Source organism: Streptomyces sp. ALB3, from assembly GCF_044385685.1.
GTDB lineage: Bacteria > Actinomycetota > Actinomycetes > Streptomycetales > Streptomycetaceae > Streptomyces.
Map to the genome: position 1 here is coordinate 314010 of NZ_JBISCE010000027.1, position 22091 is coordinate 336100.

Annotated in this window: 20 protein-coding genes; 6 read left to right on the plus strand and 14 right to left on the minus strand. The window is 70.6% G+C overall.

What is annotated here, in order from left to right:
* Window positions 1-123: 123 nt before the first annotated feature.
* Window positions 124-1620, minus strand: a complete 1497-nt coding sequence (locus ACHFIV_RS16575; protein ID WP_398968944.1) for a DNA-binding protein NsdB — start codon at window positions 1618-1620, stop codon at window positions 124-126.
* Window positions 1621-1851: 231 nt separating this feature from the next.
* Between ACHFIV_RS16575 and ACHFIV_RS16580 the strand changes: the two genes are divergently transcribed.
* Window positions 1852-2988, plus strand: coding sequence for an aminoglycoside phosphotransferase family protein (locus tag ACHFIV_RS16580; RefSeq protein ID WP_398968946.1), 1137 nt, complete (start codon window positions 1852-1854; stop codon window positions 2986-2988).
* A 91-nt stretch (window positions 2989-3079) separates the two neighbouring features.
* On the opposite strand, the gene ACHFIV_RS16585 is transcribed toward ACHFIV_RS16580, so the two are convergent.
* The gene (locus tag ACHFIV_RS16585; protein ID WP_398968948.1) at window positions 3080-4411 is read right to left on the minus strand and encodes an N-acetylmuramoyl-L-alanine amidase; all 1332 of its coding nucleotides are present in this window, start codon (window positions 4409-4411) and stop codon (window positions 3080-3082) included.
* Between the two features lie 241 nt (window positions 4412-4652).
* On the opposite strand from ACHFIV_RS16585, the gene ACHFIV_RS16590 reads away from it, so the two are divergent.
* Window positions 4653-6917: a terpene synthase family protein gene (locus tag ACHFIV_RS16590; RefSeq protein ID WP_398968951.1), complete on the plus strand. Its 2265-nt coding sequence runs from the start codon at window positions 4653-4655 to the stop codon at window positions 6915-6917.
* Here ACHFIV_RS16590 and ACHFIV_RS16595 read toward each other — a convergent pair.
* Both ACHFIV_RS16595 and ACHFIV_RS16600 read right to left on the minus strand, forming a co-directional pair.
* Window positions 6856-7356 carry a hypothetical protein gene (locus ACHFIV_RS16595; RefSeq protein ID WP_031095964.1) on the minus strand — a complete coding sequence of 167 codons (501 nt, stop codon included), beginning with the start codon at window positions 7354-7356 and terminating at the stop codon, window positions 6856-6858. The two genes, ACHFIV_RS16590 and ACHFIV_RS16595, sit on opposite strands and share 62 nt — an antisense overlap.
* Before the next feature lie 46 nt (window positions 7357-7402).
* Complete coding sequence (locus ACHFIV_RS16600) at window positions 7403-7804, minus strand: ACT domain-containing protein (protein ID WP_398968953.1); 402 nt, start codon at window positions 7802-7804, stop codon at window positions 7403-7405.
* A gap of 221 nt (window positions 7805-8025) precedes the next feature.
* On the opposite strand from ACHFIV_RS16600, the gene ACHFIV_RS16605 reads away from it, so the two are divergent.
* Both ACHFIV_RS16605 and ACHFIV_RS16610 read left to right on the plus strand, forming a co-directional pair.
* Window positions 8026-9111 carry a nitrous oxide reductase family maturation protein NosD gene (locus tag ACHFIV_RS16605; RefSeq protein WP_398968956.1) on the plus strand — a complete coding sequence of 362 codons (1086 nt, stop codon included), beginning with the start codon at window positions 8026-8028 and terminating at the stop codon, window positions 9109-9111.
* Window positions 9112-9145: 34 nt separating this feature from the next.
* Window positions 9146-10228 (plus strand): methyltransferase, encoded by a 1083-nt coding sequence (locus tag ACHFIV_RS16610; protein ID WP_398968958.1) that lies wholly within the window; start codon window positions 9146-9148, stop codon window positions 10226-10228.
* 73 nt (window positions 10229-10301) lie between these two features.
* Here ACHFIV_RS16610 and ACHFIV_RS16615 read toward each other — a convergent pair whose 3' ends face one another.
* The 7 genes from ACHFIV_RS16615 to ACHFIV_RS16645 all read right to left on the minus strand — a co-directional run bounded on the left by ACHFIV_RS16615 (window position 10302) and on the right by ACHFIV_RS16645 (window position 15550).
* Window positions 10302-10634, minus strand: coding sequence for a TcmI family type II polyketide cyclase (locus tag ACHFIV_RS16615; protein WP_398968960.1), 333 nt, complete (start codon window positions 10632-10634; stop codon window positions 10302-10304).
* Window positions 10635-10653: 19 nt separating this feature from the next.
* Window positions 10654-11133, minus strand: coding sequence for an SRPBCC family protein (locus ACHFIV_RS16620; RefSeq protein WP_398968963.1), 480 nt, complete (start codon window positions 11131-11133; stop codon window positions 10654-10656).
* 1 nt (window position 11134) lies between these two features.
* On the minus strand, window positions 11135-11392 hold the full coding sequence (locus ACHFIV_RS16625; RefSeq protein WP_398968966.1) for an acyl carrier protein: 258 nt from the start codon (window positions 11390-11392) through the stop codon (window positions 11135-11137).
* A gap of 14 nt (window positions 11393-11406) precedes the next feature.
* A complete protein-coding gene (locus ACHFIV_RS16630) occupies window positions 11407-12657 on the minus strand; it encodes a ketosynthase chain-length factor (protein WP_398968968.1) in 1251 nt (416 codons plus the stop codon).
* Window positions 12654-13925 (minus strand): beta-ketoacyl-[acyl-carrier-protein] synthase family protein, encoded by a 1272-nt coding sequence (locus tag ACHFIV_RS16635; RefSeq protein ID WP_398968971.1) that lies wholly within the window; start codon window positions 13923-13925, stop codon window positions 12654-12656. The genes ACHFIV_RS16630 and ACHFIV_RS16635 overlap by 4 nt, the downstream gene beginning before the upstream one ends.
* Window positions 13922-14365: a cupin domain-containing protein gene (locus ACHFIV_RS16640; RefSeq protein ID WP_398968974.1), complete on the minus strand. Its 444-nt coding sequence runs from the start codon at window positions 14363-14365 to the stop codon at window positions 13922-13924. The genes ACHFIV_RS16635 and ACHFIV_RS16640 overlap by 4 nt, the downstream gene beginning before the upstream one ends.
* 66 nt (window positions 14366-14431) lie before the next feature.
* Window positions 14432-15550 carry a SchA/CurD-like domain-containing protein gene (locus ACHFIV_RS16645; RefSeq protein ID WP_398968977.1) on the minus strand — a complete coding sequence of 373 codons (1119 nt, stop codon included), beginning with the start codon at window positions 15548-15550 and terminating at the stop codon, window positions 14432-14434.
* Between the two features lie 273 nt (window positions 15551-15823).
* Here ACHFIV_RS16645 and ACHFIV_RS16650 point away from each other — a divergent pair, with 273 nt between their 5' ends.
* Window positions 15824-17458, plus strand: coding sequence for an FAD-dependent oxidoreductase (locus ACHFIV_RS16650; protein WP_398968979.1), 1635 nt, complete (start codon window positions 15824-15826; stop codon window positions 17456-17458).
* Between the two features lie 34 nt (window positions 17459-17492).
* On the opposite strand, the gene ACHFIV_RS16655 is transcribed toward ACHFIV_RS16650, so the two are convergent.
* Window positions 17493-19013 (minus strand): alpha/beta fold hydrolase, encoded by a 1521-nt coding sequence (locus ACHFIV_RS16655; protein ID WP_398968982.1) that lies wholly within the window; start codon window positions 19011-19013, stop codon window positions 17493-17495.
* 168 nt (window positions 19014-19181) lie between these two features.
* On the opposite strand from ACHFIV_RS16655, the gene paaK reads away from it, so the two are divergent.
* On the plus strand, window positions 19182-20471 hold the full coding sequence (gene paaK / locus ACHFIV_RS16660; RefSeq protein WP_398968984.1) for a phenylacetate--CoA ligase PaaK: 1290 nt from the start codon (window positions 19182-19184) through the stop codon (window positions 20469-20471).
* A 37-nt stretch (window positions 20472-20508) separates the two neighbouring features.
* Here the strand turns inward: paaK and ACHFIV_RS16665 are convergent, their stop codons facing one another.
* Entirely contained in the window at window positions 20509-21147 is a 639-nt protein-coding gene (locus ACHFIV_RS16665; protein ID WP_398968987.1) for a class F sortase, read from the minus strand.
* A 430-nt stretch (window positions 21148-21577) separates the two neighbouring features.
* Window positions 21578-22078: a sortase gene (locus ACHFIV_RS16670; protein WP_398968988.1), complete on the minus strand. Its 501-nt coding sequence runs from the start codon at window positions 22076-22078 to the stop codon at window positions 21578-21580.
* Between the last annotated feature and the right edge of the window lie 13 nt (window positions 22079-22091).

The window sequence follows — 22091 nt, forward strand, 5'->3', positions numbered from 1 at the left end:
GGGGAGGTCGCGGAAGCTTGTGGAACGTCCGGGCCGGCCCAGAGCCGCGGGACTCCTCGGATACGGCGGACCCGCCCTGGCCGGGAGGGCGCTTCGTGGTGGGCTCGTCGGCTCCGGCTGCGGTCAGACCTCGGAGTGCCTCGTCTTCTTGCCGGCCACGCGAGGCGGCAGCGCGCGCTCGATCTCCTCACGCAGGTCCTCGATCTTCGCGCTGCCGGCGAACTGGCCGGTGAGGCGGTACATCTCGCGCAGCCGGTCCCAGGTCCGGTGTGAGGACGTCTCCCCCATCGACACCAGGGCGAGGCGTGCGTAGCGGTCGGCCTGCTCGGGGTCGTCGGCGATGAAGCACGCCGACGCGAGCGAGATGTAGTCGAAGATCTTGGACCGCTGGCGGCCGTTTATCCGCAGATCGAGTGCCTGCTTGGCGTGGCGCTGCGCGGTGGAGGCGGCACGGGGGTCATGCTCGGCCAGCGTACGGAAGGCCAGTGCCTGCATCCCGTGCATGTCCGCCTCGTCGAACATCTGCATCCAGCTCGGCGGCGGGACATCGCCCTTGTCCGAGACGAAGAGCTCCTCGGCTTCGCCGAGTGTCCGCCGCATGGCCTGACCACGTCCCATCGACGCCTGCGCCCAGGCCTCGATGGTGTGCAGCATCGCCCGGGTGCGCGGCAGGGTCTCCTCCCCGGAACCGGACTTGGCGAGCTTCATCAGGTCCAGGGCGTCGTCCGGCCGGCCCAGGTGGACCATCTGACGGGCCGCGCGGGACAGCGCTTCCCCTGCGCGCGGACGATCGCCCCCCTCGCGAGCCGCATGGGCCGCGATCACGAAGTACTTCTGTGCGGTGGGCTCGAGGCCGACGTCGTGGGACATCCAGCCGGCGAGGACCGCGAGGTTGGCGGCGACGCCCCAGAGGCGGCGCTGCAGATGCTCGGGGTGGTGGTAGGCGAGCATCCCGCCCACTTCGTTCAGCTGGCCCACGACCGCCTTGCGCTGGAGTCCGCCCCCTCTGGAGGCGTCCCAGGCCCGGAACACCTCGACCGAGCGCTCGAGGGCTTCGATCTCCTCGGATCCGATGGGTGCGGCCTCGTACAGGTCGAAGCCCGCGTTGTCGGCGTACAGGGGATCGTTGAGGCGGGAGGCCCGGGCCGCCGGAGCGGGCTCGGAGTGCAGCCAGTCGTGCATGGCGCCGGTGAGTGCTGAGCCAGCGGCGAGCGCGGCGCCCGCGCCCACCAAGCCGCGTCGGTTGAGCATGAGGTCCATTCCCGTGAATTCGGTGAGGACCGCTGCCGTCCGTTCGGGCGCCCACGGCAAACCGTCGGGATTGTCTTCCGTCCCGGCTTTTCGCCGCTTCCCCACACGCCCGCGCCGGCCGAACCCGAGGTCCTCGATGGTCACGACACGGCCGAGCCGCTCGGTGAACAGAGCTGCCAGCACCTCGGGCACGGGATCGCGGGGGGACTCCCCCATGTCGATCCAGCGCCGCACCCGCGAGGTGTCGGTGGCCAGTTGGGGGTGGCCCATGGCCGCCGCCTGCCTGTTCACCATTCTCGCGAGTTCGCCCTTGGACCAGCCGGCCAGGCCGAACAGGTCAGACAGGCGGGTGTTGGGTTCTCCGGTCACGTCAAGCCCCCAGGTTCTCGGCTGACTTGACCCTAGCCTCATGGCGGATGCCCGGCGAATATTCGCCAGGGTTCGCCAGGGGTCGCCAGATGTTGTGCCACCCGCGCGCCGGTGTCAGGTAGGAAAGCGCCACCCCGCCCGGCAGCCCTAGGTACTCCCCAGGGTGCCGAACGGCCGCCGGCCGGGGCGGCGCACGCAACTTGTCGGCGCACGAAGGGATCTGTCTCGCCCATGTACACAGCATCGTCCTCCGTGTCCGCCCCGCTCCGGCCGCTTCGTCCCTCGGGGGCGGGCGGCGGGCCGTATCTCGACCCCCGCGCCGCGTCACCGGCGCCCGGCACGGGTCGGCCCCGGCGGACGGCGGGCCCGGGCTCCCAACCGCTCAGCGGCAGACTGGACCTGTCCGGTGCCCAGGGGGCGCAGCTGCGGATGGCCATCGCTTCGGTGCACCGCATCTGCCCGGAGTTCAATCCGGTGCAGGTGCTCCGCCGCAGCGGACGCTCGGTGCTCATCGTGGGCACCACGGGTCGCGCGACCGCGGTGGCCAAGTGCTTACTCGATCACTCCCCCGCGTGGGCGGAGCGGTTCCGGCACGAAATAGCGGCATACCGTGCCTTCGTCAGGCACCGCCCGCCGGTCCGGGTTCCTCGTCTCATCGCCGCCGACCCGGAGAACTGCACCCTGGTGATCGAGCGGATGCCCGGCCGTGTCGCGGCACTGACGAGGCATCCTGCGGAGGCACCGCCCCGCGCGGATCTGCGCGCCGTTCTCGGAGCGGTGAGCCGGATCAACGCCTGGCGGCCGCCGGCCGGCCTGTTCGACGCGCCGCTGGACTACGCCTCGCGCATCTCCCGGTACCACGAGTTGGGTCTGTTCACCGACCGTGATCTGGGTGACCTCCAGAAGCTGCTGCACGGCCTGGCCCACGCCGGCGGCCGTCAGGGCATGGGCCAGTTCTGCCACGGTGACGCGCTGCTCTCGAACATCCTGCTGCCGCCGACGGGGCCGGTGCTGGTCGACTGGGAGCACGTCGGCTGGTACCTGCCGGGATACGACCTGGCAACGCTCTGGGCCGTGCTGGGTGACGCTCCGGCGTCGCGGCGCCAGATCAGCCAGCTGGCACAGGCTGCGGGAGCCGCCGCCCGGGACGCGTTCCTGGTCAACCTCATGATCGTCCTGACCCGGGAGATCCGTACGTACGAGACGGCTGTCCAGCGGGCCATGCGCGAGGGCACGCCGGCCGGTGGCGGACAGGCGCGGCAGGGGGTTCTCTCCTCCGGCGAGGAGCAGCGACTGCTGCTGCGCAGGCTGCACGACGACTGTGCGATGGCCCGGCGAGCCGTGCGCGCAGCGGTGGGCACACGCTGACCACGCCGGGGCGGCCGACGGCGGGGAGCGCGCTGCGGACGAGTACCGGCACACGGGTACCGCAGCGCGCCGGCCGTGGCTCAGCCGCCGTTCATGAGCCGGCTCGCACCACATCGACGTCCGAAGCCCTCACGAAGCCGATCCGGTGGCCGATCTGGACGGTCACGTACGTCTGCCCTCCCCGGAAGTAGGTGTGGTCGTACGCCTTAGAAGCGTCGATCGTCGGTGCGTAGTAGTAGCCGGTGGGCGCCTCTCCCCCACCGGGGAACGCCTGTCCCGCCTTGATGGTGTAGCCGAGCGGGGTGCCCACGGACGGCTTGACGAAGTCCGCCGGGTATTCCGCCTTCTCCGGGTAGGCGACGCCGTACACCTGTACTTCCGCCTTGCCTGCCTTGGGCCGCACCACCTGACCGGAGGTGGGGCTGACGACGCGGGCCCCTGCGGGGGTGCGGAGCCACGCCTTCTCCCCGTACCACCAGATCGCGGTCCAGCCGGGCGTTCTCCCGGCGACGACGGCCTGCTGCGTGGCGCTGATCTTGCTGCCCCAGTCAGCCGCGCAGTTCGTCCCCGGCGAACCGTCCGGGTGAAGTCCTGGATCGGAGAAGAGCGGCGAGTCCGCGGACGGCGCGGTGTGCAGCGGGACCGCGCTGCTGCCCTGCCGAGGGAGGTCGACACCCTTCTCGCAGTCGCGGAACTCCTGCTGGTTACGGGTGAAGTCGGCGCTGACGGTGATGAGTTCGCTGTCCCTGGGGGCGCTCGGCACGGTGGGCCTGCCGAGCAGCGCCATGAAGCGGTTCCAGTCCCAGTAGGGGCCCGGGTCCCAGTGCATGTTCCGTGTGCCGGCCGCGCTGGTGGGTGGTACGCCGTCATGGCCGAGGATGTGCTGCCGGTCGAGCGGGATGTCGTACTTCGCCGCGAGATGCCGCACCAGTCGTGCGGTCGAACGGTACATCTCGGGGGTGTACCACTTGGCGCCCTCGGCTGCGACGCCCTCCTGCTCGATGCCGATGGAATGGGTGTTGAGGTACCAGTTCCCGGCCTGCCAGGCGACGTCCTTGTTCTTCACCATCTGCGTGACATGGCCGTCGGACGAGCGCACCACGTAGTGGGCGGAGGTCTGGTTGGCAGGGTTCTGGAAGATCTTCAGTGTGGTGTCGTAGTCCACCTCGGTGTCGTGCAGGACGATGAACTTGACGGGGTTGCTGCCGGGCCGGTCCGCCGTGTCGTAGTTGCCGTAGGTCTCCTTGTCCGCCGGGTCGCCTGTCTGCTGGTAGGCCGCGGGCACCCAGTCGCAGCTCAGGCCCCGTGGGCAGTCCGGTCGAACGGTGTCCGCGCCGGCCGGCGCCGGGGAGAGGAGCGCCACGCTCAGCGCCCCTGCCGTGGTCAGTGCGAGTGCGAGTCTGGTCCTCTGCTTCGACGTCATGACAACCCTTCTTGGGCCGGTGTGGCAGAGCGGTACCCGGGAGGCTCCCCGTGTTCTTCGGTCGGCGCACACTCTGTGGCGGGAGGTGCTGGCGCGTCAAGAGTGCAGTGTGCAGGTAACCCTGAACTTGTGTGACTATTCCGCGCCGCGCGTGCCCCGGATGGCCGAGGGGTAGTGCTGGCGCCGACAGGACCGGTCCGCAACACGGATCGCGTGGAATTCTCGGAAAGGCCGGACGCACATGGCACAGCCCTTCTCACTGCCGGACTTCTACGTGCCGTACCCGGCGCGTCTCAACCCTCATCTCGAGGCGGCACGGAGCCACACCCGGAAGTGGGCGCGCGGCATGGGAATGCTGGAGGGCTCCGGCATCTGGGAGGAGAAGGACCTGGAATCCCACGACTACGCGCTGCTCTGCGCCTACACCCACCCCGACTGCTCGGCCGAGGCCCTGTCCCTGGTCACCGACTGGTACGTGTGGGTCTTCTTCTTCGACGACCACTTCCTCGAACTGTTCAAGCGGACCCCGGACCGCGAGGGCGGGAAGCGGTATCTGGACCGGCTGCCCGCCTTCATGCCCATGGAGCGGGGCGCCCCGCTGCCGGAACCGACTAATCCGGTCGAAGCGGGGCTGGCGGACCTCTGGTCCAGGACCGTGCCGGGAATGTCCGACGCCTGGCGCGCCCGGTTCGCCGAGTCGACGGAGAATCTGCTCAACGAATCCCTGTGGGAACTCGCGAACATCAACGAGGGACGCGTCGCCAACCCCGTCGAGTACATCGAGATGCGTCGCAAGGTGGGCGGAGCACCGTGGTCGGCGGGCCTGGTCGAGTACGCGGCGAACGCGGAGGTTCCGGACGCGGTGGCCGCCTCACGTCCGCTGCGGGTGCTGAGGGACGCGTTCTCGGACGCCGTGCACCTGCGCAACGATCTCTTCTCGTACCAGCGCGAGGTCGAGGACGAGGGCGAGAACAGCAACGGTGTCCTGGTCCTGGAGAGGTTCCTGGGCTGTTCCACCCAGGAGGCGGCCGAATCCGTCAACGACCTCCTCACGTCGCGCCTGCAGCAGTTCGAGAACACCGCGCTCACCGAGCTCGGCCCCCTGTGCGCCGAGAAGGGGCTGTCCGCCGACGAGACGGTCGCCGTCCTGGCGTACGTGAAGGGGCTCCAGGACTGGCAGTCCGGCGGCCATGAGTGGCACATGCGCTCCAGCCGGTACATGAACGGCGGTGGCGCCGGGGAGAGCGTGCCCGGTTTCGGCATGGCCGCCGCATCACTCCGCTTCACTCCGCGTTCCGAAGCGCTCCGGCGGCGCAGCCACGCCCATGTGCCGTACCAGCACGTCGGCCCGTCCCTGCTGCCCGCGTTCGACATGCCTTTCAGCACGACACTGAGCCCGCATCTGGACGGCGCGCGGGTGCGGATCGTGGACTGGTCGCGCCGGATGGGACTACTGGACGCGCAGCCGGGTGTGCCGGGGTCGCACATCTGGGACGAGGAGCGGCTCGTGGCGACCGATCTGCCGCTCTGCGCCGCGGGGTTGCACCCGGACGCCACCCCGGACGAGCTCGACCTCTCGTCGGGGTGGCTGACCTGGGGCACGTACGGCGACGACTGGTTCCCGGTGGTGCACGGCCGCACGCGTGATCTGGCGGGGGCGCAGACGGCCAACGAGCGGCTTTCGCTGTTCATGCCGCTGGACGGGGCGTCGGTCCCCGAGCCGGTCAACGCGCTGGAGCGGGGACTCGCCGACCTGTGGCGGCGGACGGCCGGGCCCATGGACGCGGGCGCACGCCGCACCTTCCGGGAGGCCGTGGAGTCGATGACGGCGAGCTGGCTGTGGGAGCTGGCGAATCAGGCGCAGAACCGGATTCCCGACCCGGTGGACTACATGGAGATGCGCCGCGCGACGTTCGGTTCGGATCTCACGATGAGCCTGTGCCGGCTGGGCCACGGCAGGAAGGTCCCGGAGGCCGTCTACCGGAGCGGCCCGATGCGGTCCCTGGAGAACGCGGCAGCGGATTACGCGTGCCTGCTCAACGACCTGTTCTCGTACCAGAAGGAGATCGAGTACGAGGGTGAGGTGCACAACGGTGTCCTGGTCGTACAGAACTTCTTCGGGGTGGACTATCCGACGGGTGTCGCGATCGTGCACGATCTGATGAACTCGCGCATGCGCCAGTTCCGGCATGTCGCCGAACAGGAACTGCCGGTCCTGTACGACGACTTCGGCCTGGACGCCGAGGCGAGGGAGGTCCTGGCCGGCTATGTGGTGGAGCTCCAGCACTGGCTGGCGGGCATCCTGATCTGGCACCGGGACTGCCGGCGCTATCGCGAGGAGGACCTGCGCCGGGGTACCGGGACCCCGTGGCACATCAGCGGGCCCACGGGGTTCGGTACGTCGGCGGCGCGGGTGACACGGCTGCTGACGTCGCAGGGACGATTCAGCCCTGCTGGAACAGCTCCGCGGGAAGTGGCTTCAGCAGTGCGTACAGATCATCGGTGATCGGCCGGTCCCAGCTGGCGATGGTGACGAGCACGCCGTCGCTCCGGTCGAACTGGACACAGGAGATCCGGCTCTCGGACAGTTTGATACGGCGCACGATCAGCAGGCTGTCCCCCTGCATGACGGGGACGTCCTCGGTGCCGGTCACTTCGACCGGCTCGTCGTTCTCGAGGGCGAGGAGCAGCTGGGCGACCTCGAAGGGGACCTGGCCCTCCTCGGTCTCGCGGGCCGGTGAGCCCTCCGGCAGGTTGCCGATGATCATTGCGGGCCCGCGTCCGCCGAACAGGTCGTAGCGCAGGAAGACACCCTGACAGCTCCCGTCGGGAGCGGGGAGCAGACCGGCGCCGAGGTTGCCGGGCCAGTCCCCCGGGTCCATGGCCAGGACGTCGAAGTCCGGGCCCGCGGGTGTGGCGGCGCTACGGCGGCGGAGGAAGGACATGGGGCCATGGTACGTGTCCCGGCTCACGTTGCGGAGCCGGGCACTGCTACCCGGACTCCGCGGCGAGCGCCTCGAGCACCCGCACCGCCTCGACGGCACGCGCGTAGGGCACGAACAGGTGGTCGTGATGGAATCCGGCGACCACGTTGCAGCTGATTCCGGCGTCCGTGAGGGCCAGGGACACCGCCGCGGTGAGCCCGACGGCCTCCAGCGCGGAGTGGACACGGAGGGTGATCCACCCGGCCACGAAGTGGTACGTGAGCCCTGAAGCCACGGCCTGCGGCTCGGGCACGACGAGCGTCAGCCCTTCCGGTTCCGAGACGGTCACCACCGGGGTGACTCCGGTGGGCGTCTCACGTCCGGCCAGGGTCGTGTAGACGTACCGGCCGGGCCGTAGCTCCGGTCGCATGCCGTGGAGCAGTGTTCGAAGGTCGCGCTCGCCCGTCATGCGGCCACGCTACCGGCGCACGGAGGCAACCCCCCGCGTCACGGCTGCCCGGCGAGGCGGGCGGCGGCGCTGCGGACGACGGGCTGCGGACATCGGCACGGCCGGCCTCCGGGCGGGCGGACACGGCGGCGCGACGGGGCGAGTAAGCCATTCAGGCACGCCATGTCTCCATACGCTCACGTTGCGTGGCACCGGTCGTGGATCGCCCATAGCGTCGGCGTATGAGGAAAAGACACATGAAATGCCTGGCGGGCATCACCGTAGCCACGGCCACGGCCCTGGGCCTCGCGGCCGTTCCCTCCGCCGCCTCCGGTCACCATGATCTTGTGGTGCGTCCGGGCGAATCGATCCAGAGTGCGGTGGACACCGCCCGGGCCGGTGACACCGTCGTCGTCCTGGCAGGCACCTACCGGGAGAGCGTCCTGATCACCAAGCCCGGCCTGACCTTGCGCGGGACCGGTGAGCGGACGGTGATCGCGCCGCCGGTCACCAAGGCCGCCAAGGCCGCCAACGCGTGCGCTTCGGGCGGGAACGGCATCTGCGTCATCGGGACCAAAGGTCACACGGTCGACGACGTCCGCATCCGCTCGCTGACCGTCTCCGGCTTCGGGAAGAGCGGCATCTGGGCCTCCTGGACCGACGGCCTCTCCGTACGCAGGGTGGCTGCTGACAGGAACGGCACGTGGGGCATCGCCCAGGAGCGGTCCACTCGCGGCGACTTCCGGCGCAACACCGCCACCGGTAACGGTGACGCCGGCATCTTCGTCGCCAACTCCGTCAGCGAGGAGGGCGGAGCGACGGACACCGGCGGGACGCTGGTCGTGGACAACACGGTGAGCGGAAACCGCATCGGTGTCACCGCTCGTCGCGTGCGGAACCTCGTGATCGACGGCAACACCCTGACCGGCAACTGCAGCGGGGTGTTCGTCGTCGGTGACGAGTCCAAGCCCGCGGCCGGGGCGATGACGATCAGCGGCAACCGGATCCTCGAGAACAACAAGTACTGCCCGGCGACCCCCCGTCTGTCCGCGATCCAGGGATCGGGCATCGTGCTCACCGGCAGCGAGGCCACGGTCGTCCGTTCCAACGTCATCCGGGGCAACGTCGGCTCGACCCCGCTCTCCGGCGGCATCCTGCTGTTCAAGAGCTTCGTGGGCGCGCTCAACACCGACAACACCGTCAGCCGCAACCTCGTGGAGGACAACAAGCCGGCGGACATCGCCAACCGCGACACCTCGGGCACCGGCAACACCTTCGTCAGCAACACCTGCGGGACGTCCGTCCCGGCCGGGATGTGTGCCGGATGACGGCTCACCGCCGCACAAGGAGAAACGAGACGGTATGACCACCGTGAGTCCCACCCCCGACACCACTCCCGTCGCGACCCCCGTCACCACGCAGATCTCCGCCGCGCAGGCTCCGCCGCCGTCCATGCGGCTGCGGGAGCTGGCCTTCGGAGCGGCCTGCGCCGCGGCCGTACGCGCGGCGGCCAGGCTGGGCATCGCCGACGCCCTGGGGCAGGCGCCGGCATCGGCCGATGAGCTGGCCCTGGTCGTGGACGCCGAGCCCGTGCCCCTGCGGCGGCTGCTGCGCGCCCTGTGCTGCTACGGGATCTTCAGCGAGACGGCGGACGGGAAGTTCGTGCACACGGAGATGTCCCGGCTGCTGCGTGAGGACGACCCGAACAGCCTGAAGTACATCTCCCTGTGGTGCACGGAGCCCTGGACCTGGGAGGTCTGGCCGCGACTCGACGACGCGGTCCGCTCGGGCGCGAGCGTCTTCCCGGAGACGTTCGGCAAGGGCTTCTTCGAGTACCTTCACGAGGATGCGGGCGAGTCCGCCCAGGTGTTCAACCGGGCGATGACCACGTCCAGCACGCAGTCCGCACAGGATGTCGCCGACCTCCTGGACCTCACCGGGGTGTCCTCGGTCGCTGATATCGGCGGTGGACAGGGGCACGTCCTCGCGAGCCTGCTGGAGAAGCACCCCACGGTCCGTGGGACCCTCCTGGACCTGCCGGGTGTCGTGGCACGTGCGGACGCGCGGCTGCGGGACGGCGGCCGGCTGGCCGACCGGGTCCGGATCGTGCCCGGCGACTGCCGCGAGGACATCCCGTTCGAGGTGGATCTGTACATCATCAAGAACATCCTCGAGTGGGACGACGAGAGCACCCGGAGGACCCTGCGCAACGTGGTCGCCGCGGCCAGGCCCGGTGCCCGTGTGGTGATCATCGAGAATCTCGTCGACGACACCCCCTCGATGAGGTTCACCACAGCGATGGACCTGCTGCTCCTGCTCAACGTCGGGGGCGCCAAGCACACACGGGAGAGCTTGGTCGGGCGGATGTCCGACGCGGGTCTCCAGGTGGGCGAGATCCACCCCGTCAACGCGTACCTGCACGCGTTCGAGTGCGTGGTGCCGTAGTCCGCACCCCGGTGACGCGGACCGCCCCGGGCCCGGCACTCAGGTGCCGGGCCCGGGGCGGTCTCTTCGTCCGTCAGGCGGAGCCCTCGCGCTGCCACCGGTAGAACGGCTGCGCCATCGCGTCCTTCGGACCGCGCCAGGTCTGCGGGTCGTAGGGGCTCACGTAGGCCGTGAGCTGGTCGCTGATGGCCTGGAACTCCGGGTGCTCCGTCACCTTGGCGATCTCCGGGCCCGGAGGCCGGTCCGACTCGATCAGATGGAGATAGACATCGCCGAACTGGAACAGCGTGCGCCTGTTCACGCCGACGAGGTGGGGCAGCTCGGTGTTGTCGGAGGCCGCGAACAGCTTCGCGATGTCCGGCGCGGATCCCGGCGCCATCCGGGCGACGATCAGTGCGTGATGCATCTGGCTGCCTTTCGGGGCATCAGTTGGCGGGGACCGAGGCGGAGCGGCGTTCACGGTCGCGCTGTTCGATCTTGTCGCGGATGAGCTCCAGCTGGACGCGCGAGTTGCGGTTGATGTTGTCGGTCATCCAGGCGTCGTCGACCGGTGCGTCGGGGCGCATCGCGAAGTCCTGGCGCCAGCGCATGAGCGTGCCGCCCGGGACCTCCGAGTAGTCCCACCGGATGTCCATGTGCTGGAACGGCCCCGGCTCGACCCGCCGCGCACGCACGTTGAGTCCCTGACGGTCCGTGGTCCGCTCGGAGACCCAGCTCCAGACCTTGCCGTTGTCGTCGGGGTGCATGGTGAGGCGGAAGGTCGTCTTCTGACCCTCGCGCTTCATCACCTCCACGGCCGCGTACTCGCTGAACAGCTGCGGCCAGTTGTCCAGATCGTTCGTCATGTCCCACACGAGATCCAGGGGAGCGGCGATGGTGATCTCGTTCTCGGTGTGTCCGGACACGTCAGACTCCTGTCACTGGGGTGTTGTTGACGAGGTCGAGGAACTCGCCGGGCGTCTTGCACCGGTCGGCGTCGACCGGCAGCGGCCGGCCGTACCGGTTCTCGAGCGCCGCCACGATGCCGAGCAGGCCGAGCGAGTCCAGGCCGTACTCGTCGAAGGCCGAGCCGGGACGGCCGGCCATCTCCGACGGGTCGACCGTGAGGCCGGCGCCGCTCTTCATGAGCGCGGCCAGTTCTTCGTAGGTCAGTGGAGTGTTCATGACGCTGCTCCTTCTCACGCTTGGGTGTCGGTGGGATACCGCAGCACCAGGGCCGCGTTGGAACCCATGAGTCCCCGGCTCAGCACGAGTGCCGTCCGGAGCTCGGCCGGACGCGCGCGTCCGGTGACCACGTCCAGGTCGTGGCACACCTCGAAGACGTTGGGCGTCGGCGGGATCAGACCGTGTTCCATGGCGAGCACGGCGGCGGCGGTGTCGAGCACGGGTGCGCCGCAGTAGGCACGGCCGGTTCCGGTCTTGGGCGCCGTCACCGGCACGCGCCGTCCGTGGGGTCCGAGGGCGTCGGCGATGGCCAGGGCCTCGGCCCGGTCCGCCGAGGGCACGCCGAGTGCGTCCGCGAAGACCACGTCGATCTCCTCCGGCGCGCAGCCGGCTTCACGCAGCGCGCCTTCGATCGCCCTGGCCAGGCCCGCACGCGACTCCTCCCAACGGGCCGCGCCGGTGAAGGTGGCGGCGTGGCCGGCCAGTTCGGCCCGGATCCTCGCCCCGCGGTCACGGGCCGCCGTCTCCTCCTCGACCACCAGCATGGCTCCGCCCTCGGCCGGCACGAATCCGCAGGCGTCCGCAGTGAACGGCCGGTAGGCGCGGGTGGGTTCGTCGCAGAGGCTGAGGTCGTCGTAGCCGAGCTGGCAGACGACCGAGTACGGCGCGAGCGGCGCCTCGGCCGCACCGACGACGACCGCGTCCGTGCCCCGCCGGATGGAACGCCCGGCGTGCATGATCGCGTCCAGGCCACCGGCCTCGTCACTGGCCACGACGGCGCACGGCCCCTTGAAGCCGCCCCGGATCGAGATCTGACCGGTGCTGGCGGCGTAGAACCAGGCGATGGACTGGTAGGGGCCGACGAAACGGGAGCCCTCGCCCCACAGCCGTTGCAGCTCCCGCTGGCCGAACTCACCACCACCGGACCCTGCGGCGGTGACCACGCCCACCTTGAACGGCCGGTCCTCGTAGTCCGCGCGTCCGAGCCGCGCGTCGTCCAACGCCAGGTCGGCCGCGGCCATCGCGTAGTGCGTGAAGCGGTCGGTCTGGACGAGGTAGCGCTCTTCGATGAACGCGACCGGGTCGAAGTCCCTGACCTCGCCCGCGACCCGCAGCGGGAGGTTCTCGCAGCCTTCGCGGGACACCAGGTCGAGGACGCTGACGCCCTCCTGGGTCTGCTTCCAGAAGGCGCCGGCGCCGGTCCCGTTGGGGGCGACGACACCGATCCCCGTGAGGACGGAACGGCGATGTGCCGGCGTGTTCATGGGGTCCTCCCGCCTGATCGGGTCATGGCGACAGCGGACTGGAATCCACCGAAGCCGCTGCCGACCGAGAGCACGCTGCGCAGCTTGAGTGGCCGTGCGGTGCGGGGTACGTAGTCGAGATCGCACTCCGGGTCCGCGGTCTCGTAGTTGGCCGTCGGCGGCACCGTCTGGTGCTTGAGCGCGAGGACGCAGGCGGCGATCTCTATCGCTCCGATGGCGCCGAGGGAGTGGCCGACCATCGACTTGATCGAGCTCATCGGCACCTTGTACGCGTGCGCGCCCAGGGCTCGCTTCACCGCTGCGGTCTCGTGCCGGTCGTTCTGCTTGGTGCCCGAGCCGTGCGCGTTGACGTAGTCGACCTGCGAGCCGTCGAGCCGGGCGTGCGCGAGGGCGGTGTTGATGGCCTCGGCCATCTCCAGTCCTTCGGTGGTGAGCCCGGTCATGTGGTAGGCGTTGCCGAAGGTGGCGTAGCCCGATATCTCGCAGTAGACGGTCGCGCCCCGGGCGCGGGCGTGCTCCAGTTCCTCGAGTATGAGGACGGCGCCGCCCTCGCCCATGACGAAGCCGTCCCTCCGGGCGTCGAACGGCCTGGAGGCGTGCTCGGGGTCGTCGTTGTTCGCCGAGGTCGCCTTGATCGCGTCGAAGCACGCCACCGTGATGGGTGTGATCGGCGTGTCGGAGGCTCCGGCGACACAGACGTCGACCCGGCCCTCCTCGACGGAGTGGAAGGCGTACCCGATCGCGTCGAGCCCGGAGGTGCAGCCGGTCGAGACCGTCTGCACGGGCCCGTGCGCGCCGACCTCTTCCGCGACCGCGGAGGCGAGGGTGCTCGGCGCGAACGCCCGCTCCAGGTGGGCGCCCGCCGGCCGGTGGTCGACGTCCCAGCGCGCGCCGCTCCCGCTGACGGCGACGTAGTCGTGTTCCAGGCGGGTGGTGCCGCCGACCGCCGTCCCGAGGGAGACGCCGATACGCCAGGGGTCCTCCTTCTCGAGGTCGAGGCCGGCGTCCCCCAGTGCCTCCCTAGCCGCCACGAGGGCGAACTGGATGTAGCGGTCCGAGCGGGCGATGAGGTCCGCGTCCAGCCCGTGGTCGACGGGGTCGAAGTCGCACTCCGCGGCGATCCGCGACCGGAACTCCGCCGGGTCGAACAGCGTGATGCCACGTGTCGCGGTACGGCCGTTGGCGAGCAGGTCCCAGAACGCCGGGGCTCCGATGCCACCGGGTGCCACCACGCCGACCCCGGTGACGGCCACACGGCGCCGGGTCACGAGGCCGCCCCCGTTCGTTCTGGCGGCGCGTAGCCGTCGCTGGGGTTCGCGGTCTCCGTGACCTCGGTGTCCACGTGTCCGAGTTCGGGACGCGGGGCGAGGGGGCCGAGGTGGAAGACCATGCGGGCTTCCACGTCACCCACGTTGCGGAAGCGGTGGCGGACGTGCGGCGGGATCAGCAGGCCCTGGTCGGCCCGCATGGGGTGGGGTTCGCCGTCCAGGTCGACTTCGAGCAGTCCGTCCACGACGTACACGAACTCCTCGGAGTACGGGTGGTAGTGCTCGCCGATGCGGTCACCGGGGGCGACGATGGCCAGCCCCATGAAGCCGCTGGTGGCGCCCACCGCCGTGGGGGTGAGCATGGCGCGCAGGTCGCCGCCGCGCCTGCGGTTGGGCTGAGTCTCGCTGAGGTCCACGATGCGAGGCCGGTGGGTGGTCATGGCTGTTCTCCTCCAGGCACGTTGTGCTGTGTGACGGCAGCGGGTCGCCCCGCTGCCGGAGACGCGTCAGGAATCGGTGGCCCGACGGTCGGTGATCAGGTCCATCTCGGCCTGCGCGAGGAAGCGCGCGGCCTCCTGGTCGGTCGTCGGCATGCCGTTCGCGCCGCCGTCGAGCAGTCGGCCGAGCATCGCCGCCTTGCGGTGGCCGCCGATACCGAGCGCGTGCGAGGGCTGTGCGTCGAGCGGGCCGCTCATCTCGAGGAGACGCACCACGATGTCGTCGCGCTGGAAGATGGTGCTGCTCTCGACGGGGCTGGACGCGTCGTTCGCCACTTCCTCGTCCTGGCCGGCCAGCAGCCGGGCCAGTGCCATGCCACAGCCTTCCTTGGCCTGGTAGAACAGCGCGTGCCGCTGGACGTCCTCGGGGGCGTGGCGGCCTGCCGTCACGTGGTGGACGGTCGGGAGTGCTGCCCGGGTGAAGAACATCCTGGCGGAGTCGGGATCGCTGAGGTCGCGGTCCTGCTCCAGATACGGGTTGATGGCCTCCTCGACGGCCCTGACCTCGGGCTGACGGGAGACGTGGCGCAGAGCTGCCATGAGGTCGCCCTCGACCTCGACCGCTCGCACGACGCGGTTCCCGTGCATGAAGAGCGAGGTACGGCGCAGCCGGGTGTTCTCGTCGACGCGCGCCTGAGGGGAGTCGTAGTCGGAGAGGATCTTCGCGACCATCTCCTCCGTCCCCGGCTTCACGGTGAAGGTGAGTGCGTGGCGTACGACGCCGTCACCCAGTCGTGGGGCGGACTGGAGGCGTCCCCGCGCGGGCTCGGGAGTGCTCGCGAACGCGGCGCCCGTCTCCCGCAGCACGCTGAAGCGAAGGGAGCGCGTGTCGCGTACGCAGCTGTGCAGCGGCTGCACCGTCGCAACGTGCTCCTCGCTGTTCACCCAGGCGAGGAACGGCGGCGCGCTCTCCCACTCGCTGGTGATGAGCCACTGCGAGGGGTTCTCGATGGACTGGCACAGCTGGTCGCTGATGTGTCCGGGGATCGAGGCCACCTGGTTGCGCATGTGCTCGTACGCCTCGAGGAACTGGTTCTGGGCGCCGTCGTGCAGGTCCAGCAGCAGTATGACCCGGAGCCTCGAACCGTCGAAGGCGGACTGAGATATCCGTTCCGAGAGGGTTGTCATCTTTCGCTCTCCTTCGAGACGGTGCGGCGGCCACGTCCCGTGGCCTCTCGTCATCCGTCGGTATCGGTGGAAGCGGCGCAGGTCCCTGCCCGTCGGCGCGTGACATCCGCCCCCGCATCGCGAGCAACGCTCCCGCGACTGATCGTGGAACGCCGGTACGGGGTGCGCGAGATTTATGAACCGTTCAGGTGAGGCACCGTCCGAAGTCCGGCCGAAGGTCTCCCCCGAGGGCATGGACACTGCATCCGTCACGCGTCCGAGCTGGAGCAACTGATGAACGAGAACGTCGACCTCCGCGTACCGGTCCTCATCGTGGGCGGCTCCCTGGTGGGCCTGTCCGCCTCCCTCTTCCTGAGCCGGCTCGGCGTCCGCCACCTGCTCGTGGAGAAGCACAGCGATACGTCGACCCACCCGCGCGGACGGGGGAACAACGTCCGCACGATGGAGATCTTCCGGGCCGCGGGCGCGGAGCAGCTGATCCGCGACGCCGCGTCCGTGCTGGCGGACAACCACGGGATCCTGCAGGCCGGGTCGCTCACCGGCGACGACCAGGAGTGGCTCTTCAAGGAGATCGACCCGGGCGGTGGGCTCGCCAGGTTCAGCCCGAGCGGCTGGTGTCTGTGCAGTCAGAACGACCTCGAGCCGGTGCTGGTCGCCCACGCGCGGGCCCAGGGCAGCGAGCTCCGGTTCTCCACGGAGCTGCTCACCTTCGAGCAGGACGCCGACGGGGTGACCGCCGTGCTGAAGGACCGGGAGACCGGAGGGCGCACGACGGTGCGGGCGGACTACCTCGTCGCGGCCGACGGGCCCCGCAGCCCGGTCCGGGAGCAGCTGGGCATCGGCCGGACGGGCCCGGGGGACCTCTTCCACAACGTGAGCATCACGTTCCGGTCCCGCCGGCTGGCGTCCGTGGTGGGTGACCGGCGCTTCATCGTCTGCTACCTGACCGATCCGGAGGCGGACGGGGCGCTACTGCCCGTGGACAACGAGGAGAAGTGGGTGTTCCACGCCCCGTGGCAGCCCGACCGGGGCGAGACCCTGGAGGACTTCACGGACGAACGGTGTGCGGAGCACATCCGCAGGGCGGTCGGAGCGCCCGGCCTGGACATCGAGATCACGGGCAAGGCTCCGTGGCACGCCGCCGAGCGGGTCGCCGAACGGTATGCCTCCGGCCGCGTCTTCCTTGCCGGTGACTCGGCGCACGAGATGTCCCCCACCGGCGCGTTCGGCTCCAACACCGGTATCCAGGACGCGCACAACCTGGCGTGGAAGCTGGCTGCCGTGCTCGACGAGACGGCGGGGCCGGGGCTTCTGCAGACCTATGAGGCGGAACGGCTGCCGGTGGCGAAGGCGACGAGTGCGCGTGCGTCGGCCCGTTCGGGAGAGCACAGTCACCCCGGGTACGCGGGCTCGCCCGGTCCGGGCGGCGGCCGCAAGGGCGGCATGCTCACCGTCGCCCTGGGCTACCGCTACGTGCGGGGCGCCGTCCTGGAGGTGGACCCCGGGCTTCCGGTGGTGCCGGAGGCCATGGCGCTGACGGGCGAACCCGGCACGCGGGCACCGCACATGTGGCTCGGACACGCCGGGACGCGGGTGTCGACCCTTGACCTGTACGAGAAGTCGTTCGTGCTGCTGAGCGATGCCCGGTATCCGGACTGGCGCGCGGCGGCGCAGCAGGTGGCGAAGCGCCTGTCGGTCCCGCTGCAGGCCTTCGGTATCGGTTCCGTCCCCGGGGCGGATCTGGAGCCCGAGAGCGGGGCCGACTGGGCCGCCGTGCACGGCACGTCCGCCGAGGGCGCCGTTCTGGTGCGCCCCGACGGCTTCGTCGCCTGGCGTTCGGAGGGGCCGGCGGCGGACCCGGAGGCGACGTTGTACGAGGTCATGCTGACTCTGCTCCACCGAGGCTGACAGCGGAACGGGCCGGCGGGCCCCGCGGGGCCCGTCAGCCGACCCCGAACGATCGGAGGGCGGCGAGGAACGCCTTCGGGTTGTCGGCGTGCACCAGGTGGCCCGCGTCGACGGTGACGAACCGCCCTCCCGGCATCTGCCGCGCCATCCAAGCCAGTTGTTCCTGGTCGACGTGACTGCGGGAGCCTCCTACGACGAGGGCGGGGGCGGTGATCTCGCCCAGGGACTCCCGTGCTGCCGGGTCCGGGGCGTTCAGCTGGGCGTCGATGGCCGGCACCACCTGCCAGTCGTGGTCCAGCTCTTCCGCCGGCCGCTCGGCCGGCGGGCGGGGCGGGTCGAGTGGGAGCGGGGCCGGAGCGTCCTCGACGACCAGCGCCCCGACGAGTGCCGGATGGCGCTCGGCGAGCAGCACGGCGGCCACGCCGCCCATGGAGTGCCCGATCACCGTGGCACCGGACAGGTCGCGGGCCTCCAGGAAGGCAAGCAGGTCGTCACGGAACAGCGCGAAGGAGTAGCGGCCCGGCCAGTCGCTGAGGCCGTGTCCCCGGAAGTCGAGTGCGTACACCCGATGACGGGCTGCGAGCTGTTCGGCGATGTCCGTCCAGTCCAGGCTGCTCCCGCCCCGCCCGTGGGCGAGGACGACGGGCGGCGCCGAGGGGTCGCCCCAGGTGCGGTAGGCGAGCCGGATCCCGCCCGCTTGCACGCTGCTGACGTCCGGGTCGAGGAAGGCGGAGACCGTGCGGACGAATGCCCCGGGGTCGTCCATCCAGGGGAAGTGGCCGGCGCCCCGCTGGACGACGCATTCCGCGTGGGGGAACAGCGCGGCCAGTTCCGCCGCCCGGTCGGGGGTGGGGCCTCCGTCGTACTCTCCCGCGAGGACCAGCACGGGCACCGGCAGCTCCCGCAGCGCGGCGACCGTCGCACCGGTGTCGAGGCCGCTCTCCGGGTAGTAGAGCGACCCTGCCAGGGCGTTCCGCTGAGCTGGGGACCCGGCTGCGTGCGCCTGCGCCGCCGCGTCCCAGCGCCCGTAGGCGAACGGCCGGATTCCCGCCCAGGCCTCGGGGGTGGCGCGTCCGGCCTGGATCTCTTCCAGTGCGGCCCGGGCCTCGGCGTACCAGGGCTCATGGGCGCGCAGTCCGGCGGCGTCGCGCCGGTCCTGGTCGGTGGCGGGCAGGCCGAGGGTGTCGGTTCCGGGTGTGATGAGAGTGAGGGAGCGGAGTCTCCGCGGGTACCTGGCCGCGTAGAGCGCCGCGAGCTCGCCGGAGGCGGAGTGGCCGAGGACGTCGGCCTGTTCGAGACCGAGGTGTGCGCGTAGCGCCTCGACGTCGTCGACGAGACGGTCGATCCGGTACGACGAGGTGTCCTGGGGGACGGCCGATTCGCCGGTGCCCCGCAGATCGAGCAGTACCAGCTGCCGCACTCGGGACAGACCGCCGAGGTCGCCGAAGTAGCGGGCTGCCCGCATGGGGCCGCCGGGCAGGCAGATCAGCGGCTCGCCCTCACCCACCAGGTGGTAGGCGAGCCGGGTTCCGTCGTACGTGCTGAAGATCGGCATGGCTGCATTCAAACAGGGCGGACGGCGCGCTGCGGCGGCGTCCGCCCACAGCGGATCAGTTGTCCACAGGCGGCACCTCCCCCCTTGCCAGGACCCCCCGCCTCCTGAATTACTGCTCCGAGGAGACGACCGAATGGTCGGTCGTCGGTCGGCGAGGGGATGATCGGTATGACCGCGCTGTACGACGCCGGCGAACGGCTCGGCCGCGACGAGCTCGGAGACCTGCAGCTGGAGCGGCTGCGAGCCACCCTGCGGCACGCCTACGAGAACGTCGGCTTCTACCGTGCGGCCTTCGACGAAGCGGGGCTGCGCCCCGAGGACTGCCGTACGCTCGCGGATCTCGCCCGCTTCCCGTTCACCGCCAAGGCCGATCTGCGCGACAACTACCCGTTCGGGATGTTCGCCGTCCCCCAGGACCAGGTGCGCCGGATCCACGCTTCCAGCGGCACGACCGGCCGGCCCACGGTGGTCGGGTACACCGAGCGCGACCTGGGCACCTGGGCGGACGTGGTGGCACGGTCGATCAGGGCGGCGGGTGGACGCCCCGGCCACAAGGCGCACGTGGCTTACGGATACGGGCTGTTCACCGGAGGCCTCGGCGCTCACTACGGGGCGGAGCGCCTCGGCTGCACCGTCATCCCGGCCTCCGGGGGCATGACTGCGCGCCAGGTCCAGCTGATCCAGGACTTCCGGCCCGAGATCATCATGATCACGCCCTCCTACATGCTGACCCTCCTGGACGAGTTCGAACGCCAAGGGGTCGATCCCCGTTCCACGTCGCTGCGGGTCGGCATCTTCGGCGCCGAGCCGTGGACCGAGCAGATGCGCGGCGAGATCGAGGAGAGGTTCGCCATCGACGCCGTCGACATATACGGACTGTCGGAGGTGATGGGCCCGGGCGTGGCTCAGGAGTGCGTCGAGACCAAGGACGGTCTGCACATCTGGGAGGACCACTTCTATCCCGAGGTCGTCGATCCGTTCACCGGAGAAGTGCTCCCGGACGGGGAGAAGGGTGAGCTGGTCCTCACCTCCCTCACCAAGGAGGCCATGCCGGTGATCCGTTACCGCACCCGGGACCTGACACGGCTGCTACCCGGTACGGCGCGCGTCTTCCGGCGCATGGAGAAGGTCACCGGGCGCAGTGACGACATGGTCATCCTGCGCGGTGTGAACCTCTTCCCCACACAGATCGAGGAGATCGTGCTGCGGACCCCGGGGGTGGCGCCGCACTTCCAGCTACGGCTGACCCGGCAGGGGCGGATGGACGCCCTGACGGTGCGGGCGGAGGCGCGGGCCGCTGCGACGACTGCCGAGCGGGAGGCTGCCGCGCTGTCGATCGCGTCCGCCGTGAAGGACGGAATCGGTGTGAGCGTCGGGGTCGAGATCGTCGATCCGGAGACTCTGGAGCGGTCGGTCGGCAAGATCCGGCGGATCGTGGACCTGCGGGAGGCCGGCTGACGCGGTGTGCGTGGGCTCGGTGGAACGCGTCAGGCGATCAGCGCGACCCGGTCATGGCCGCGAACACCACGACGTTGTCCTCGTAGCCCGATTCCTTGTCGTAGTCACCCCCGCAGGTGATCACCCTGAGTTCGGGCCCGGCGGAAGGGCCGTAGACCTTCTCGTCCGGGAAGTGCTTCTTGTCGTGGACCTCCACCGCGTAGACGGTGAACACGGCGGTGCGCCGGTCGGCACGCACGATCTCGACGGTGGCACCCTTGCGCACCGACCCCAGCCGGTGGAAGACACCGGGTCCGACGAGGGTGTCCACATGACCGGTCGCGACGGCGGTGCCCACGGATCCGGGTACCGTTCCGCCGGCGTACCAGCCGGCGAGCACGGGGTTGTCGTCGGGCGGCGGCTCCAGGGCTCCGGCCGCGTTCAACGCGAGTTCCACCATGGGCGCGTCCACCCCGAGGTCCGGGATCACCAGCCGCAGCGCCACCGAGGGTGGCAGGGGCTTCACGGCGGGGCGCGGTGAGACGGTGCGTGCGGGTGCCGGACCCGTGCCGGCGGGACGGCCGGGGGCGTGATCCGGCTGGGTCGTCGACGAGGCGCCGGACGGCAGGGGGCGCAGGGGGGAGAGGCGGGCGGGGAGGTGGGGCGGAAGGGCGGGTGGCGGCAGGGGAAGACGCACGTAGGAAGGAGGTTCGGGTGGAGGGCCGGCAGGGGCCAGGTAGGCGGGGGCCGCACGCCTCGTGGGAATTGCGGACGGGCCTGCCGGGGCCGGGACCACGGGCGGCGCGGGCGCCCAGGTGGCTTCCGGGGGTTGGGCGGGGGCGGCTGGCGCGGATGCCGGAGACAGCGGCGGCTGTCCGTCGCTCATGCCGCTGAGCACCAACGCCGTACCCGCCACCACGGCCCAGACGAGGTGTCTGATCGCGGGGAACGAGGGGGGTGACGTGCTGGTCGTGTGCTCGGTATCCATCAGTTGTGCCTCTGCTCCGCGGCGGACGGTGTGGGACGTCCGCGGCCCCGTACCGGCAAGGGTCCCGGCCGGAGGCGGGTCCCGGCCGGGAGGCCACCCGACCGGGATCCCTTCGGGACCGCGGACGCGCGTCGTGCGGTCAGGGGCGCGCGGAGGCGTTCCGGCGACGCATTCTGACCGCTCCCCCGGCCGCCGCCGCCGCGAGCAGCACGCTGCCCGCGACGAGATGCGTGCTGCTCCCGGCGGGCGCCCCGACGCCGGCGTCGATCCCGCCCGTGGGAACGCGGTGGACGATGCGGTACGTATCCGTGAGCTTGACCCGCGGCGGGCATTTCACGGTGACGGTGTCGGTACCCGGGCGGGTCCCCGCCGGGATGGAGAACACGCCGACGAGCACGCCTTCCCGGTCGCCCTCGAAGAGGTGGAACGCCCCTCCTGCCTCGGACGTGCCCTTGCCGTAGGTCTCCTTGCCGCAGGCTCTGGTGCTGACGGTGACCTGTGAGCCCGGCGAGGCCGTCGCCGGGCTGATGCGAATGGTCTGTTCCCCGGCAGGGTCGGCCGCCGCTCCTGCCGGCGGAGCCACGAGGGCGAGGGAACCTACGGCCAGACAGATACCCGCACAGACACGTGTGTTACGCATGAGGATCCTCCCG